Origin of the sequence: Lentilactobacillus kisonensis DSM 19906 = JCM 15041 (genome assembly GCF_001434135.1) — a bacterium.
Taxonomy (GTDB): Bacteria; Bacillota; Bacilli; order Lactobacillales; family Lactobacillaceae; genus Lentilactobacillus; species Lentilactobacillus kisonensis.
Genome location: NZ_AZEB01000001.1, coordinates 305,379 through 322,260 on the forward strand (window position 1 = coordinate 305,379; position 16,882 = coordinate 322,260).

Consider the following 16,882-nt stretch of genomic DNA (forward strand, 5'->3'; position numbering starts at 1 on the left):
CACTAGATTAGGACAGCTCCGCTCACCAAAAATATATATTGTGTCGTCTCCTTTTGTGATACACTATATCTTGTAACTTTATTAAAAGAGGGGCTACCATGGTGATAATTACAGCAGGAATGATTGGTGTCGGAAAAACAACGTTAACAGCAAAAATTGCAGATCATCTTGGAACTAAAGCATTTTTTGAACCAGTTGGCGAGAATCCGGTACTGCCACTTTACTATTCAAATCCAAAGCAGTACGGTTTTTTACTGCAAATCTATTTCCTAAACAAACGGTTTTCAATGATCAAGCAAGCTTTGAACAATGATAATAACGTTTTGGATCGCTCAATCTATGAAGACGCCTTGTTTACTAGGGAGAACAATGCTGAAGGGAATATTTCAGACACTGAGTTATCCGTTTATCTAAAATTACTAGATAACATGATGAACGAACTCAGTCAATTGCCTAAGAAAGCGCCCGATCTGCTTGTGTACGCTGATAGTGATTTTGATACAATCAAGTACCGCATCAAGAAGCGTGGTCGTGAATATGAACAATTCGATGATAATCCAGGACTACAAGACTATTACTTCAAGATGTGGGCTGCCTACAAAAAATGGTACCAGGAATACAACGTCAGCCCTAAGATTCGAATTGACCTTCAGAAATATGATTTGACAGAACCTAAGAACGTTGATATTGTTTTGAAACAAATTGACGAAGCACTTACGAAGATTAGAGAACCTCAAAAAGAAAGTTTATAGAAACTGTGACTGGTCAACAACTGTTAATTAAAAGCAGCTCGCACAGACATCCAAATTAAAACTTTGGATTGAATGTACAGGCTGCTTTTATTTATTTGGGTCAATTTTTCTGGAATTGAGACCTATCCCTTTAATCGAACACTACCTAGCTCTAGGCTACCAATCCCCTGACCATCCTTTTTGTAATCTAAGACGCCCTTTGAAATTAAATACTCTACTCGATGTTGATACCACCAGTCTGGAACCCCCACTGGGAAGCGACCAAGCGTCTCACCAATAATTCGAAGAACGTTTCTAAATCTTCTGGCACTTATTTGACTGATTAAAAACTGATCATAAAAGGTGATTGGTTGGCTCAAGATATGACCATTAACGTTTGCCCGCACAGGGGTGTTATCATTTCGTAATGCCATCCAGGCACGGCCATACGCTTGGCGTTGTGGGTTCGTAAGCGGCCTCTGTAAGTCAAGCAATGCTAGATTATCAATATCTTCGGCAAATATTTCACCCAAACTCGCAAAGGTTCTTAATCCTTTTACGGTAACGTAGGATAATGGAATGTGAATTTCAACGGATTGGATTCTTTTCCCTGCTAACCATTCGCATAGCCAAAGGAAACCACAGTAATCATCGCTAGCTTCACTCCACCAAATACGAATCAAATCATCTTGATTAACCAGATCAGAAAGTCTTTCAAGCGATTCATTTAAAGATCGCACGCACTCAGACGTGGATGTCAACTTATCATGAGTGCTTTGAATCTTGTAAAGTGTCCGCCGATTCTCTAGAAAATTCCCCTGATTAATATCTCCCAAGCTTAAATGCATTGGCAAAGAAATGACCTCATTATTAATATTTTTTTGTTGATAATAGTATTTTAACGTTGCCGCAAAGCTATCGTTAAATAAAACATCGATCATGTGTATTTCCCCATCAACTAAAATAGTGAGCAGAGCAAAGCGTTTAGAAATCGGAGTGTAAGTCTCCTATCGAGGAAATTCCCGGGCTTGGAATTTTTTCGATAGGTGCTTACGCGCAGATTTCTGCTTTGCGCAGTTGTCCTAGAATTGCTAAATCTGTGTACCCAAGAAGTATAAACTTATCAGCAGACATGTTGCAATACCAAACAATGATTAATGCAACTGTTAGTTGAAAAGCTCATGACGAAAAAGCGCTTCAGCAAACCTTCAAACTGCTGAAACGTTTTTTGAATAAAAAAATATCAATAAATCATTATTTTTTATCCCGGTGAACAACAAAAACATCGCACGGAGCCTGTGAAATAACAAAGGCAGCGGTTGAGCCCATTGCAACTCGATTAACAAAGTTAGCCCCCGTTGCACCAATAACAATCGCATCAATTCCTTCATCAGCGACAATATCTCTAGCTAACAAGGTTTTAGGGTCACCAGATGTCACCAATGTCTTGACGGTGATTCCCCGTTCCCTGGCTTGGCTAGCATACTTGGCAACCAATCGATTGTATCTCCCCTTCAATTCATCAACTGCACTTGGATTAATGCTGCCAAACCCTAGCAATGCGGATTTGGCAACACCAATAATTTCCCGGTCGTTGATGATTGCAGCAATGGTCAATTTTGCCTTGTTATGTTCCGCAATCGAAATGGCTTTAGCCACCGCTTTAGCTGCAGTTTTCGATCCATCAACCCCAACTAATATATTCGTATAGTTAAATTCAAGCATGTTGGCACCTCGTTACTTACTTGGCTGTCAGTTCATAAATCGATTGACCATAAATTGCCATTGCTTTAAGTAAATCATCAACCGGTTGAAATTCGTTTGCTTGATGCATTGTGTCTTTGGTTCCTGGGAACAATGCCCCAAAGGCAACGCCACGCTTCATTAAGCGGGCGTATGTTCCCCCACCAACAACTTCTGGTTTGGCCTGACTATCACCTGATTGTTCTTCATAAACCCTGAGCAACGTTTTCACAATTGGGTCATCAGGATCAACATAATGCGGTTCCATATTATCAGTTTCTTCAACTTTTCCATTATGATTACCGGCTGCCGTTATTAATTGACTCAAAATCTCCTGATCAGACGTTCCCTTTGGATACCTAAAATTAGTATTAATCGTCCCGCCCTTTCGAGCATCAAAACTCATAATGCCAATATTCATGGTGACTTCTCCCATAACATCGTCAACATGATTTGCACCAATCTTCGTTGCCCTGGAATCATCATGTAAGTCACTAGCTAGAAAATCAATGAAGTGTTTTGCATCACCATTAAAGTCAAATTGTTGTAAAAACTTAGCTAAATAAGTCCCAGCATTGACACCATTCTTAGGTTCCATTGCATGCGCAGCTTTACCAATCAAATGGACAGAAACGCCCCCCTCAGTTGCCTTAACATCGCCAGAAAGTGGGTTATTATCCAAGAATTTTGTAAATGAATCTGCAAAGGCTTCGTTGTCATCAGTCTCAACTAACGCAGTTGCGTTACCAGGGACCATGTTAGGCCGAAGACCCGACTCAAAGCTTTTCAGTGTAAATTCTTCACCATTTGTATTACCAAAAGTGGTCACATAAGTCGAGTTTCCTTTTTCACCATTAATCAGAGGAAATTCTGCATCCGGTGAGAATCCAAACGTTGGCTCTGGTTCCACTTCAAAGTAATGCTTCATCCCCGTCCAATGACTCTCTTCATCCGTTCCAACAATTAGCCGAATCTTCATGTTGGGGGTAATCCCATGATCCTTAAGCATCTTAAGACCATAATAAGCTGCCAATGCCGGCCCCTTATCGTCAGAAGTTCCCCGGCCATAAACGTTGCCGTCTTTTTCAACCATTTCAAACGGATCAGTTTCCCAGCCATCTCCAGCAGGCATGACATCTGCATGAGCCTGCATAGCCATCGTCTGCTCACCTGAACCGTATTCGATATAACCAACGATATTGTCAATATTCTTTGTCGTAAAACCATCTCGTTTCCCAAAGGAAAGAAACTTTAACATGGCTTTAGTAGGCCCTTCACCAAGTGGATAAGTATCAGTAGCGTGCTCATCATCACGGACACTCGCAATACTGATTAATTCTTTTAGATCCTTCAAATATGAATCACGATAACTTTGTGATTGTTGTTTCCAATCAATTGTCATTTATTTTCACTCCCGTCATATAACTGTATTTTATCACAGAAATTAAGTGAGGTTATTATTGTTCAACAAGGTCGATGGTATACTGAAGGCAATTAAATTCATTAGGAGCATCATAATTATGGAAAAAATTACTGAAAATTTATTAACAAAAGTGATTCGTAAACGCCCTGCAAATAGTTTTAAGGGAACATATGGCAAAGTCGTTTTGATCGGTGGCAGTCAAAACTTCGGGGGGGCAATTATCATGGCATCATTAGCAGCTGTGTACAGCGGTGCTGGTTTAGTCACAACCATTACCAACCCAACCAATCAATCCAGCTTACACGACTGGCTGCCTGAAGCAATGTTTGTCGATGACAATCAATTCGACGCTGCTCAATCAATTGTCACCGCGGCTAATGTGATCGTCATCGGTCCAGGCCTTGGAACTGACCAACATGCTCTGTCATTGTTAAAACAAACCTTTGCACTCGCTAAAACAGGCCAAGTTTTAGTAATCGACGGCTCAGCATTAACTTTAATCGCCCAAAATAACTTAGCCCTTCCAAAGGGACCACTCAATGTTTTAACCCCTCATCAAATGGAATGGCAACGCCTTTCAGGAATTAAGATTGCCAATCAAACTACTCAAAAAAATCGTGAGGTCGCTAATCAACTTGGGGCAATTGTCGTCGTAAAATCACATCGAACCCAAGTTTACGTTGATAATCAGGTATATGAAAACCCGGGTGGTACCCCCGCACAAGCAACTGGTGGCATGGGTGATACGTTAGCAGGGATGATTGGTGGCTTTACCGCTCAATTTAATAATAAATCCGAGGCGGTACTGGCGGCGGTTTATACCCATAGCGCAATTGCTGATGAACTTGCAAAAAAGCAGTACGTCGTTTTGCCCCATCAGATTAGTGAAGCCTTACCAACCTTTATGCTGCAACATCAGGGTGCGAACCAAGCCGAATAGGGACTTCCTTTTAAGAAGAATTTCCAGGCTTGGAACTGTTCCAACCGGTGCTTACATGCAACCTCCTGTTTAAGAAAGCACATTTAATCAGAATTCAATGCCAAGCGATTACCTCAGAAACGTCAACGAAGGACCCGAATAATTCCTACGGTCAGCAAGTTATTCGGATCCTTCGTTAATTATAGATAAAATTTCATTTATAAGGCATCAGTCACCTGATGTAATATTGGAAATTAATTATGAACTAGCTGAAGCGACTTCCTTCGTTCGCTAATTTCAACGTCCAGAATCACCATCTAATATCGGCAGTTATTTGATTCTTAACTTGCTTCGAATCAATTCACTCCGTGGGCCAAATACCATATCCGCGATCCGGCTTTTAAGCGCTAAGTAAATGTAAATGAAGCCGCCGACCACCACTGCGAACATTGTGACAATTAGGCTTGGAATTCGTCCAAATGGGTCAACAACAAAATGAAGCAGATAATTACCAGCATAAACTGTGATAAGCGTCGCAATGTACATAAACAGCGAATACTTGGCAATTTTACGAAAGCCAATATCTAACAGTCGTCGTTCAAATCCAAACTGGCGGTTAAGCGATCGAATAATCAACCAATTCGTAACACATAAACCAATGCCCGTTGACACTAATGGGCCAAATGCGCCTAAATAATAAATACAAGGCCACTGGAAAATCAGCTTGACAATTGTGCCCACAAGAAAGAATTTAACAGCGCGTTTATTTTGAGACAATCCTTGCATCACCGCGGAAATAACGACGAACAATCCCATTGGAATTGACGTGATCGATGAAAACGTTAAAACATTTGCGCCCAGGGCCTGGTGAGCTTGACCATAAAACAGCCGATTTAGTGGACCAGCAATGGCACACATCCCCAGAGCCGCTGGAATCATGACGAACAAAAACAACGTTAAAACATTGGAATTCTGTTTCGCGATTTCTTGTTTATCACCACGAGTTAAGGCCACTGATAGCAACGGTACCGCTGTTATTGCCAATGCAGAAGCAAGCGAAATCGTGATCATAATAAGTTTATTGGCATTTACCGCAAAGAGTGCGTATAGGTCAGATAACATATTATTTGAATAATCCGTTGCCTGCCTCATAACTTTGAAAAAGGTAAACTGATCAATTAACATGAAGATTGTAATGCCAGCACCTAAAATAATAAACGGAACTGCTTGAGTTATAATTTCATGGTACAGCGCTTTAGGGGCTACATGTAATTGATTGTTACTATGGGCAACCAATGAACGAAAATCTTCTCTTCGCCTAAGATAATAAACAGCTAAGGTTACCATTCCTGCTAGTGCGCCGACAAACGCCGCAAAGGTTGATTGTGAAACCGCCTTTACCCAGTCACCGTGAAAGACCTGCATGATTAGAAAGGCGGTCACTAGCATATAAATAACCCGAACCAACTGTTCAACAAATTGTGAAATTGCTGACGGAGCCATCTGTTGATACCCTTGAAAATAACCTCGGGTTAGACTCATTGTTGGAATAATCAAGATCGCCCAAGCAAGCGAATGCAACACCGGAATCACATTAGGGTTGCCCCCATCAATTAACGGTGCACCGAAATATAGGATGGCAGCTGAGATAACCCCGGTTCCAACGGCTAAAACGAGGCCCCGCTTATAAAGGCGAATACCAATTCCATATTCATTTAACGCATTATAATGGGCAACTTGTTTGGCAATTGCCGATGGAATTCCTGCAATGGCTGCAATCAAAAAGAAACTGTAGATATTGTAGCCTAAGCCATACAGTGCGTTCCCCCGTAAAAAGTAATTCCCGAACCAGATACTCCAAGGGATAATATAAACCGCGCCAAGAAATCGGCTTAAGATGCTGCCGGCAGTCATCCAAGCCGACGCAGAAAGCATCTGATCTCTAGACACTTCCGCTCGATGTTGATCGTTTTCAACCATTACCGTTCCTACTTTCGTTATCTTTAAGGACTACCTCACATAGTTTAATAAAATTAGCTATCAATAGCAATCTAGCAAATATATATTAAGTATTACTTAAGCATAAGATAATTTATTAGTTAGGTATAGAAAAAGTGTTGTCATGGGCACCTGAAATGCACTAGAATATTTTTATTAATGCTTTTATAAAATTAATGAGGTGAACTTGTTGTGAGCAAAAAAAGAATTGAGTGGATCGACGTGGCTAAGGCAGTCGGAATTATCGCCGTTGTCTTTGGTCACGCAATGACGAGACATGGAACGATGTTTCATTTCCTATATTGGTGGCATATGCCAATCTTCTTCATCATGGGGGGCTTCTTCTTAAAACCAATTGTGAACAATGATTGGTTGGGATTTTTCAAAAAGCGGATTTTTCCACTCCTAATATCATACTTTATTTGCGGTGGCCTACTGATTATGGTTTCTCATTTTGTTCGAGGTGAGAGTTGGGCTTACACAGCGTTTTATTTTGTCCGCTTGGTTTATGGCGGCAGAACCCTTAACCATTATCTCAGCGTGTTCTGGTACATTAACGTGTACTTACTAGCATTGCTGTTCACATCAATTGTCATTACATACGTCAAGAACCGGGAAACACAAATTATCATTGCGTTTATTTCTCTAATCGTTTCCACGAGCTATAAGCATATTTACTTCCTGAGCCATAAGTTTTTACCATGGGATTTTGATGTCGCCTTTATTGCGATGTTTTTCATGCTCTTTGGTTACCTTTACTTCCATAAGATTCAAGAGTTTGTTAAGGATCTTTGGGTGATTATTCCAGCAGCGTTATTCACCGTTTGGGCCTTTTGGATGCAACACATGGATCGGTTTAACTTTGGGTTCTACCTCAAATCAAAGATTATCCATGCATCTTATCACCATATTCCAATTTCTCGAGTTGCTTATATTATGTTTATTCCAATTATTATTTGTTTAGTGGTCTTTAGTGCCAGCTACTATTTCTGCAAATTTATGCCTCAATTGGCTATTAAACCAATCCAGCTAATTGGTCAACAAACTTTAGGGATTATGTATCTTCATAAAGCAGTTATTGATATTGTTGACGAGGCTGGCTATAAAAGTGCAATTCTAGAAACTGTCTTAGCGGTCGCAATTTCATTTATTCTCTCGATTCTCTACGCATTCATCAAATCAAAGGTCAAAAAATCATTACACAAGGCGGTTAGTTAATGTTTTATGATCAGCGTTCTAACAAATTTCGCATACTGTATTTTTTAATTGGCGGCATTATTATCTTGGGCCTTGGCTTTTCAATTTGGCAAACGCAACAGAACCAGCAGGCGTTGACGAAAAGGTTTGTCAATTCAAATGTGCCCACTTTATTCGTTCATGGATGGAGCGGCAGCCTACGATCAGAAAAAGAGATTGTGTCTTCAGCTGAGATTAGCGGCGCCGCAACTCGGCGGATGATTGTCCGGGTTCATTCTAACGGTCGAATTTCAGTGACTGGCACGATTAAACCTTGGATGAAAAATCCAATCATTATGGTCCGCATGGATAATAACCGAGCGGGTGAAGTTCAGTATACACACTGGTTAACTCAGGTTACTAAGATGCTCAAGCATAAATATCATGTCAATCAGTTAAACTTTGTTGGTCATTCTATGGGGGCTTACGCTGTCATCTATTACAATCTATTAAACGGTAATCAAAAGGATCTTCCACGGGTTAATAAACTCTGTGTGATTGCTGGTCCATACGACGGTATCATGAACAACCATAAATCAAACCAACCGACAAGCGGTCCGCTGGTCCAACTTTGGGATGATGCCCCTAATCAAAATAAAATATTAGCAACCGGTCGACCTAAGATTATTCATCCAGAATACCGAATGCTTTATCGACTCAGAAATAATTTTCCTCGGCAGGCACGGGTCCTCAACATTTACGGCAACCTTGGTAATGGCAGTAATTCCGACGGCGTTGTAACCACGGCTTCTGCACTGTCCTTAGGATACGTTCTCCGAGATCATGTGAGCTTTTACCAGACCTTTCAAGCATTTGGCCCTAAAGCCCAACATAGCGAACTTCACAACAATAATTTGGCAGTCAATAAGATTCTCACTGAGTTTCTTTGGGCCAAGAACTATAAAGATAATTCAGCAAGTGAATTAGATCAGTAGCTGACTGATATCGTTCCACTCTTATAGTTATCTAAGCTGAAGCAAACGGCTAATTCTAATATGTTAACGTAAAAAAGCAATCCTTCCTGATTTGGAAGAATTGCTTTTTACGTTAAGTTCTGAAATTTAAACACCGATTATTTTAGCCTTATTAGATATCTCATACTATCCTACGACAATATTAACAATCTTATTTGGAATAACGACAACTTTTCGAATCGTCTTTCCATCAGTATATCGTTGAACGTGTTCATCATTTCGGGCAAGTTCTTCAATCTTTGCTTTATCCTCATCACGAGCAACTTTAAGGTGTGAGCGCACCTTCCCATTAACTTGAACAACCATCTGAACTTGGTCTTCAACAAGCTTGTTAGGATCATAGGTCGGCCATTTTTCGTAGGTAATTGTTCCGTCGTGGCCCAATAGTTGCCAAAGCTCTTCAGCAATATGCGGTGCAATTGGAGAAAGCATTTTAACAAACCCTTCCATGTACGCAATTGGCAGTGCATCCGCTTTATAAGCATCGTTGATAAAGACCATCATTTGCGAAATACCAACGTTAAATCGCATGTGCTCAAAATCATCACTAACAATTTTAACCGTCTGATTATAGATCTTGTCCAATTTCCCATCATTGAACGTGGTAACTCTATCCCGCAAATGGTTATTGTCATCGATCATCAGGCGCCAAACACGATCCAACCAGTGATGGGCACCGTTAATGCCTTCTTCACTCCATGGTTTAGCTGCATCAATTGGTCCCATAAACATTTCATAGACCCGAAGTGTATCTGCGCCATACTTACTAACAATATCGTCAGGGTTGATCACGTTCCCCTTTGACTTGGACATCTTTTCATGATTGGTTCCAAGAATCATTCCCTGGTTGACCAGTTTCTGGAACGGCTCTTTAGTTGGTACCACCCCAAGATCATAAAGGAACTTGTGCCAGAATCTTGCATACAATAGATGAAGAACGGCGTGCTCTGCCCCACCAACGTAAAGGTCAACTGGTGACCAATACTTTAATTTTTCAGGATCAGCAATTGCATGATCGTTATTCGGATCAACGTACCGAATAAAGTACCACGAACTGCCAGCCCACTGTGGCATGGTATTAGTTTCTCGTTTTCCCTTACGACCATTCTTATCGACAACGTTTACCCAATCAGTTAAGTTAGCTAGCGGGCTTTCCTTGCCACCAGATGTCTGAATATCTTTAGCTTTCGGGAGCTTTAATGGCAGTTCATCTTCAGGGACCAGGGTTGTCTCACCGTCTTCCCAATGGATAACTGGGATCGGTTCCCCCCAATAGCGTTGGCGGCTAAAGATCCAGTCGCGAAGGCGATAATTAACTTTCTCGTGCCCTGCCTTATGATCCGTTAGCCAATCAATTGCGGTCTTAATAGCCTCATCCTTACCCATTCCGTCCATAAAGCCGGAATTAAAGTGAGGCCCGTCACCCGTGAATGCAGCGTCATCAGTATTACCACCTTCAATGACGGGAACAATTGGTAACCCAAACTTTTTGGCAAATTCATAATCACGGTCATCGTGAGCGGGAACCGCCATAATCGCACCAGTACCATAGGATTCTAGAACGTAATCCCCAATCCAAATTGGGACTTCCTTCCCATTAATTGGGTTAATCCCGTAAGCCCCAGTAAATACCCCGCTCTTGTCTTTATTTAAATCAGTTCGTTCAAGATCGGATTTCCGCGATACTTCATCGCGATACTTATCTACTTCAGCCTTTTGTTCAGGCGTGGTAATCTTTGAAACCAGCTCATGTTCCGGTGCTAAAACCATATAAGTTGCACCAAATAAAGTATCTGGGCGGGTTGTAAATACCTCAATTTGGTCATCCTCGTGGCCTTTTACCTTAAAGAAAACACTGGCGCCGCGTGAACGTCCAATCCAGTTACGTTGCTGTTCCTTGATGCTCTCAGGCCAGTCAAGGTCGTCAAGGTCATCGATTAACCGGTCAGCGTAAGCCGTTATTTTGAGAACCCACTGACGCATTGGGACTCGGTACACTGGATAGCCACCACGTTCCGTTTTACCATCAACAACCTCTTCATTGGCAACCACAGTTCCACCCATAAAATCAGGTGCCCAGTTAACTTCAATGTTATCTTCATAAGCCAGACCATGTTTGTAGAGTTGTTCAAAAATCCACTGGGTCCACTTATAGTAAGCTGGATCAGTTGTGTTGATTTCACGGTCCCAGTCATATGAAAAGCCAAGTGATTTAATTTGTTTTTTGAACACCTTGATATTTTGAGTCGTAAAGTCTCGGGGATTATGGCCCGTTTTCAATGCATACTGTTCAGCGGGGAGTCCAAACGCATCCCACCCCATTGGATGAAGAACGTTTTTACCCTGCATTCGTTTCATGCGCGCCATAATATCAGTGGCGGTATAGCCTTCAGGATGCCCCACGTGCAAGCCTTGGCCTGAAGGATACGGAAACATATCCATCACGTAGTATTTTTCTTTGCTTTTATCTTCAGTTACCTTGAAGGTTTTGTGTTCTCTCCAATAATGTTGCCACTTACGCTCAATTACGTCGTGATTGTATGCCATTTGCAACTGCCACCTTTCAAAATTTTTCAATTTGGAATGAAAAAAGCCCTACAAGAAACCACACTGGGATTCTCATAGGACGATTTATCGCGTTACCACCTATCTTCTCAATTACTGAGCACTCAAAATCAATAACGGCGATAAACCGGGACGACTTACTCTGTTCAGCTATCCATTCGACGATGAGTTCACCCTGGCTTGCTCCGGGTTCGCAGCTCCCACCCAGTTTCTTAAAACAAGTCATTGGTTACTAATTCGTCTCGTCATTTTCATCAAATTGAAATTATTGCCTATTATCATACCAAAGGCCACACCAAAAAACAACCATCCTAGCATGTTATAATTGATTTATTCGGTTAGGAGTGACGGTTATGAAAACCAGGTCAACCAGGCTATGGAATACTTTAGCGGGTGCCTCATTGATCATCTTTTTAGTTTTTACATACGGCGTTTTGTTCCAACAAGCATGGGTTCACAGCTTTGACAACTATTGGTACCATACAATTCACCACTTTGCGACACCACCGCTAACTGCCTTTTTTACTTACTTCACAAAATTAGGCAACGTCATGCCACTAATTGCCTTCGTTGTAGGGACTTGCTTAATATTGCTAGTCGTTAACCATCCAAAAGCCAGCGCCTTTTTATTTATCAATACACTTGGGCTAGCAATTCCGGTTAATACCATTATCAAATCATTAATTAACCGGCCACGACCCAAATTAGCGCATCTCGTCCAGGTACATTCAAGTAGTTTTCCAAGTGGTCATTCAATGAGTATTATGATACTCTGTGGCAGCTTGATCATCATCGTTAACGCCTTCTTAAAAAAGCAATCAGAAAAAGTAATGCTAGACCTATTATTTATTGTTATGATTATCTTAATCGGAATAAGTCGAATTTATGTTGGTGTTCACTTTGCAAGTGATGTAGTGGGTGGCTGGTCGCTGGGATTTTGTCTCCTACGCATCAGTAAATTTGTCTTTAGTAAAATTGGAGGAGAGCCATTATGAAACAACTTCCATCAGCACTGGAATTTAGTCACCAATTATTTACTGAACGGGTGAAATCTGGTGACACGGTAGTTGATTGTACCGTCGGCAACGGTCATGACACCCTATTCTTAGCCAATTTAGTCGGTCCGCAGGGAACCATTTATGGTTTTGATATCCAAGCAAGTGCCATCAAAAACACGCGCCGTTTACTCGCTAACAATCACGTTAATCTTGAAAACGTTTATCTGTACAATCTCAGTCATTCACTGGTAGATGAGATTCTACCTTATGAAACAACGATTGCCGGTGCTATCTTCAATTTGGGTTATCTTCCTGGTGGTGATAAAACCATCGTTACATACTCCGAAACAACCATCAAAGCAATTCAAGGCTGTTTAAGCCGCCTTTGTAAAAACGGGATTGTTGTTTTAGTAATCTATTACGGCCATCCAGGTGGTGAAAAGGAGAAAAAAGACGTGCTCGAATTTGGTAAACATCTTGACCAAAAACGCTACAACGTCTTAACATACAAATTTATTAATCAGCAACATTGGCCACCGTTTGTGATGGTCATTCAGCGAATCGACTAATCGATTCGCTGATTTTTCTTTTTCCGGCCAGCAAAATTGACCACAAAAGCAACTAAAATCAATAGCAGTGCCACGATAAAGACGTTATGTAGCGACTGGTACAAAATAGTCCTTAGCTTAGGTAACACATTAGCATTCAATTGATCGACAGTCATTGGGTTAATTAATTTATCCATCATTTTCAGTGTCGTGCCATCGGTTTGGCGAACACCGCGAAGCATTGTCGTATTCATCACGATTCCAAAAATAGAAATCATTAATGTCTGACCCAATGTTCTTGCCAGCGTATTAAACGATGTTGCCACCCCAATCTCAGTTGGCTTAACCGTATTTTGAACACTAATCATAGATGTCGTTACCGTCAGGCCAAATCCCGTCCCACAAATAACAGATATCAATAAAAACGCAGTAAACGGCGTATAATCTGGGATTAAGACCATGATCACCCCACCAACCAGAACAAAGAATAAGCTCAGGTTGATAATGTTATGTGGGGTTGTTCTAACAAGTAGCTTACCCGCAATAAATGAACCGACAATCCACATCAAAGAACTAGGTGTAATCGCAAAGCCCGCCATTGATGCCCGTAGGCCTAAAATACCTTGAGTCCAGTCAGGCAGATAAACTTCATAGCCAATTAAAAAACCACAAACGAGAAAAGCCACCATGTTTTGAATAACAAACGTCCGATTATCAAACAGCTCCATCGGAATTAATGGATCAGCCGCAATCCGCTCTCGCCTGATAAACATTACAAGGGCAATCACAGTAATTAGAAAACAAGCCGCAACAATTTGCCACTGAATTGGTGATTGACCAAGCAGCTGAAAGGCATACATCACAGCCAACAGCATAATTGTCAGCCACCAAGTGCCACCAATATCCATCCGACTTTTAACACTGCGCTTTTCTTCGTGTAAGTATAACTGAACCATGACCATCACAATCAAGCCAATTGGTAAGTTGATAAAGAATATCCAATGCCAACTCAACTGATCGACGATAAAGCCACCCAACAAGGGGGCAATCACCGAAGCGATCCCCCAAGCAGAACTATTAAGCCCTAAAACCTGAGCCCGCTTTTCTAATGGATAAATATCCGCGATAATCGTATTTGAGATTGGTAAAATGGATCCAGCACCGATCCCCTGAATTGCCCGCCAGATAATAAGGACAACCATTGAATGGGATAAGCCAGACATTACGGACCCAAAAATGAAGATTGCAATCCCACCGATAAACATCGGTTTGCGTCCAATGCTATCCGCTAATTTACCATAAATCGGCGTGGCAATTGCGTTAGTCAATAGGAAAATCGAAAACACCCAATTCATTAGGGCAACACCGTGTAAATCACCAACGATCGTCGGCATCGCCGTAGAAACAATCGTACCTTCGATTGCTGCCATGAAAGTCGCAACAAATAATGCGATTGTCACCAGTGCAACGTTACTTTTTTTAGCTGTGTTTGTCATGAAATAACCCCTTTAACTTATTCGTTAACTTAAAAAAGAACGCCCCTGAATGGCTTTCAAGGGCGTTCTGCTAACTAGCTGTTTATAACTTGAAATAATCTTTTAACGCATCAACCTTATCCGTATGTTCCCATGGTAGATCAATATCTGGCCTACCAAAATGACCATACGCAGCGGTTTGTTCATATATTGGTCGTTTAAGATCCAACATTTTAATGATGCCAGCCGGTCGTAAATCAAACAACTGACGAGTTGCCTCAATGAGCTTTTCTTCTGAAACCTTGCCGGTACCAAACGTGTTAATATCAATTGAAACCGGTGTCGCAACCCCAATTGCATAAGCTAACTGGATTTCTAGTTGATCTGCTAACCCGGCAGCAACAATGTTCTTAGCAATGTAGCGAGCAGCGTAACTTGCCGAGCGGTCAACCTTGGTTGCATCCTTACCTGAAAAAGCACCACCACCGTGATGGGCATAACCACCATAAGTGTCAACGATGATCTTGCGGCCAGTTAAGCCAGCGTCACCTTGAGGACCGCCAATAACAAATCGGCCTGTTGGGTTGACGAGGTAGCGGGTATTAGAATCCAAATACTTATCTGGAATCACTTGTTTGATGATCTTTTCGATAACGTCAGACCGCACTTGATCCAAACTAACGCCGTCATCATGCTGAGTACTCAGAACAACGGTATCAACTCTAAATGGCTTACCGTAATCATCATATTCAACGGTTACTTCGGCCTTAGCGTCTGGGCCTAAGTAGCTCACCTCACCACTTTTGCGTAGTTGAGCTTGCTTTCTCATTAACTTATGCGCTAATGAAATCGCCAATGGCATCAATTCAGGTGTTTCGTTAATGGCGTAACCAAACATCAATCCCTGATCACCAGCACCAATTTTATCAAGTGGATCGGTTTGACCATTCCGTTCTTCTAACGCGTCATCAACCCCCTGAGCAATATCTGGAGACTGTTCATCCAACGCAACAATGACGGCACATGAATCACCATCGAATCCGTAACGACCATCACAATAGCCAATTCGTTTGATGGTATTTCGGACAACCTTTTGAATATCAACATAGGCTGTCGTTGATATTTCACCAAAAACTAAAACTAATCCAGTGGTTACCGATGTTTCGCAGGCAACTCGAGCATCTGGATCCTGTGCTAGTAAAGCATCCAGAATTGCATCACTAATTTGGTCAGCAATTTTATCTGGATGACCTTCTGAAACTGATTCTGAAGTAAATAAATGTTTTTCGCGCATTTTATTTTCCCCCTATATATTTTTAAGGTTACAAGGCTTCTTCGCGTCTACCGCGAATCCTATCGGGAACTCATAACTTTATTATGTTATCACAGTTTATTTGATTTTGAAACCAATTATTTAATACCGTTGACCACCCGTCAAAAAAACATTAGGATTGTTGGTATGAATTATCACTTATCTCAAAAGGAGAAGCTTGCTTTGACAAATTCAAAGAAAAACAGCCAACTCCAGTTCGCTCTTAGGGTTGCAATCACATTACTAATTTGGCTATTATTCGCAAACGTTCCACTAAAAACATTTTTCGAAGATAGTAGCCAAATCCAGCTCATATTAATCAGCATCCCATTTGCAATTCTTCTAAATCAGGTTGCTGCGCCAAATAAAAACACCCTAGTAACCGTTATTTGCGATAGTCTTGTTGGGCTTTTAAGTATCCATCTTTTTTTACACGCTGGTTATTTGAATACCGCCCTTCTGTTGATCGACTTTATTTTTGCTAATATCCTGCTATTAACGCCACTAGTCAACGAACCCCATGGCCGTTGGATTATTTTTGGCATTATTAACGGTAGTGGCATGGCTTTTCTATTTAATATTTCCTATCACCATTACTTTTCCCTTATTTCGTTAATGTACATAACGACCCTAATATTTTCTAACATCTTTTTTTCATATCATGGATTTATGACAAAGCAAAACCTGTCATCACTTTTAATTATTTTGATTTTAATTGTCATGCTTTGTTTGACACTTCAATTATCATTTCTACGAATGATTTTATTAACCACAATTCTTGGCTTTTATTTATTTTTTGAATCACAAGTTAACCCCAAAAACTTCAATAAACGGGCAAACGTTTCTGCTGGGTGTTACTTCCTTTTTTCGTTACTTGTTTGCCTATAAACCCAAATTATCAGTATAAATTATTATAATTTTATTAATATCCTGAATTATTCATAGTTCATAAAAATCCCG

14 protein-coding genes, 1 riboswitch and 1 other annotated feature are annotated in these 16,882 nt (G+C 40.9%); of the genes, 7 read left to right on the forward strand and 7 right to left on the reverse strand.

Annotated features, from left to right (window positions below; translation table 11 throughout):
* Nucleotides 1-98: 98 nt before the first annotated feature.
* The gene (locus FC98_RS01495) at nt 99-752 is read left to right on the forward strand and encodes a deoxynucleoside kinase (protein ID WP_008858421.1); all 654 of its coding nucleotides are present in this window, start codon (nt 99-101) and stop codon (nt 750-752) included.
* Nucleotides 753-874: 122 nt separating this feature from the next.
* On the opposite strand, the gene FC98_RS01500 is transcribed toward FC98_RS01495, so the two are convergent.
* From FC98_RS01500 to pepV, 3 genes are all read right to left on the reverse strand, one after another.
* A complete protein-coding gene (locus tag FC98_RS01500; protein ID WP_040472052.1) occupies nt 875-1,672 on the reverse strand; it encodes a DUF3658 domain-containing protein in 798 nt (265 codons plus the stop codon).
* Nucleotides 1,673-1,985: 313 nt separating this feature from the next.
* Nucleotides 1,986-2,456, reverse strand: coding sequence for a universal stress protein (locus FC98_RS01505; protein WP_008858423.1), 471 nt, complete (start codon nt 2,454-2,456; stop codon nt 1,986-1,988).
* Between the two features lie 16 nt (nt 2,457-2,472).
* A complete protein-coding gene (gene pepV, locus FC98_RS01510) occupies nt 2,473-3,876 on the reverse strand; it encodes a dipeptidase PepV (RefSeq protein ID WP_008858424.1) in 1,404 nt (467 codons plus the stop codon).
* Nucleotides 3,877-3,994: 118 nt separating this feature from the next.
* On the opposite strand from pepV, the gene FC98_RS01515 reads away from it, so the two are divergent.
* Nucleotides 3,995-4,837 carry an NAD(P)H-hydrate dehydratase gene (locus FC98_RS01515; RefSeq protein WP_040472054.1) on the forward strand — a complete coding sequence of 281 codons (843 nt, stop codon included), beginning with the start codon at nt 3,995-3,997 and terminating at the stop codon, nt 4,835-4,837.
* 309 nt (nt 4,838-5,146) lie between these two features.
* Here the strand turns inward: FC98_RS01515 and FC98_RS01520 are convergent, their stop codons facing one another.
* Nucleotides 5,147-6,796: a putative polysaccharide biosynthesis protein gene (locus FC98_RS01520; RefSeq protein WP_056949080.1), complete on the reverse strand. Its 1,650-nt coding sequence runs from the start codon at nt 6,794-6,796 to the stop codon at nt 5,147-5,149.
* Between the two features lie 210 nt (nt 6,797-7,006).
* On the opposite strand from FC98_RS01520, the gene FC98_RS01525 reads away from it, so the two are divergent.
* Both FC98_RS01525 and FC98_RS01530 read left to right on the forward strand, forming a co-directional pair.
* On the forward strand, nt 7,007-8,032 hold the full coding sequence (locus FC98_RS01525) for an acyltransferase family protein (RefSeq protein WP_054654305.1): 1,026 nt from the start codon (nt 7,007-7,009) through the stop codon (nt 8,030-8,032).
* On the forward strand, nt 8,032-8,985 hold the full coding sequence (locus tag FC98_RS01530; protein ID WP_056949082.1) for an alpha/beta hydrolase: 954 nt from the start codon (nt 8,032-8,034) through the stop codon (nt 8,983-8,985). The genes FC98_RS01525 and FC98_RS01530 overlap by 1 nt, the downstream gene beginning before the upstream one ends.
* 165 nt (nt 8,986-9,150) lie before the next feature.
* Here FC98_RS01530 and leuS read toward each other — a convergent pair whose 3' ends face one another.
* Nucleotides 9,151-11,571 (reverse strand): leucine--tRNA ligase, encoded by a 2,421-nt coding sequence (gene leuS / locus FC98_RS01535; RefSeq protein ID WP_056949084.1) that lies wholly within the window; start codon nt 11,569-11,571, stop codon nt 9,151-9,153.
* Between the two features lie 72 nt (nt 11,572-11,643).
* Nucleotides 11,644-11,844: a binding site (T-box leader), on the reverse strand.
* A 98-nt stretch (nt 11,845-11,942) separates the two neighbouring features.
* Here leuS and FC98_RS01545 point away from each other — a divergent pair.
* Together FC98_RS01545 and mnmM are read left to right on the forward strand one after the other, a co-directional pair.
* Nucleotides 11,943-12,584 carry a phosphatase PAP2 family protein gene (locus FC98_RS01545; protein ID WP_054654308.1) on the forward strand — a complete coding sequence of 214 codons (642 nt, stop codon included), beginning with the start codon at nt 11,943-11,945 and terminating at the stop codon, nt 12,582-12,584.
* A complete protein-coding gene (gene mnmM / locus FC98_RS01550; protein WP_008858435.1) occupies nt 12,581-13,156 on the forward strand; it encodes a tRNA 5-(aminomethyl)-2-thiouridylate-methyltransferase MnmM in 576 nt (191 codons plus the stop codon). The genes FC98_RS01545 and mnmM overlap by 4 nt, the downstream gene beginning before the upstream one ends.
* Here mnmM and FC98_RS01555 read toward each other — a convergent pair.
* Together FC98_RS01555 and metK are read right to left on the reverse strand one after the other, a co-directional pair.
* A complete protein-coding gene (locus FC98_RS01555) occupies nt 13,153-14,631 on the reverse strand; it encodes an MDR family MFS transporter (protein WP_056949086.1) in 1,479 nt (492 codons plus the stop codon). The genes mnmM and FC98_RS01555 overlap by 4 nt on opposite strands.
* Before the next feature lie 82 nt (nt 14,632-14,713).
* On the reverse strand, nt 14,714-15,904 hold the full coding sequence (gene metK, locus FC98_RS01560; protein ID WP_008858437.1) for a methionine adenosyltransferase: 1,191 nt from the start codon (nt 15,902-15,904) through the stop codon (nt 14,714-14,716).
* A riboswitch (SMK box riboswitch) is annotated at nt 15,902-15,985 on the reverse strand. Its footprint overlaps the gene before it by 3 nt.
* A gap of 120 nt (nt 15,986-16,105) precedes the next feature.
* Here metK and FC98_RS01565 point away from each other — a divergent pair.
* Nucleotides 16,106-16,810 (forward strand): hypothetical protein, encoded by a 705-nt coding sequence (locus FC98_RS01565; RefSeq protein WP_235803559.1) that lies wholly within the window; start codon nt 16,106-16,108, stop codon nt 16,808-16,810.
* Nucleotides 16,811-16,882: the final 72 nt, after the last annotated feature.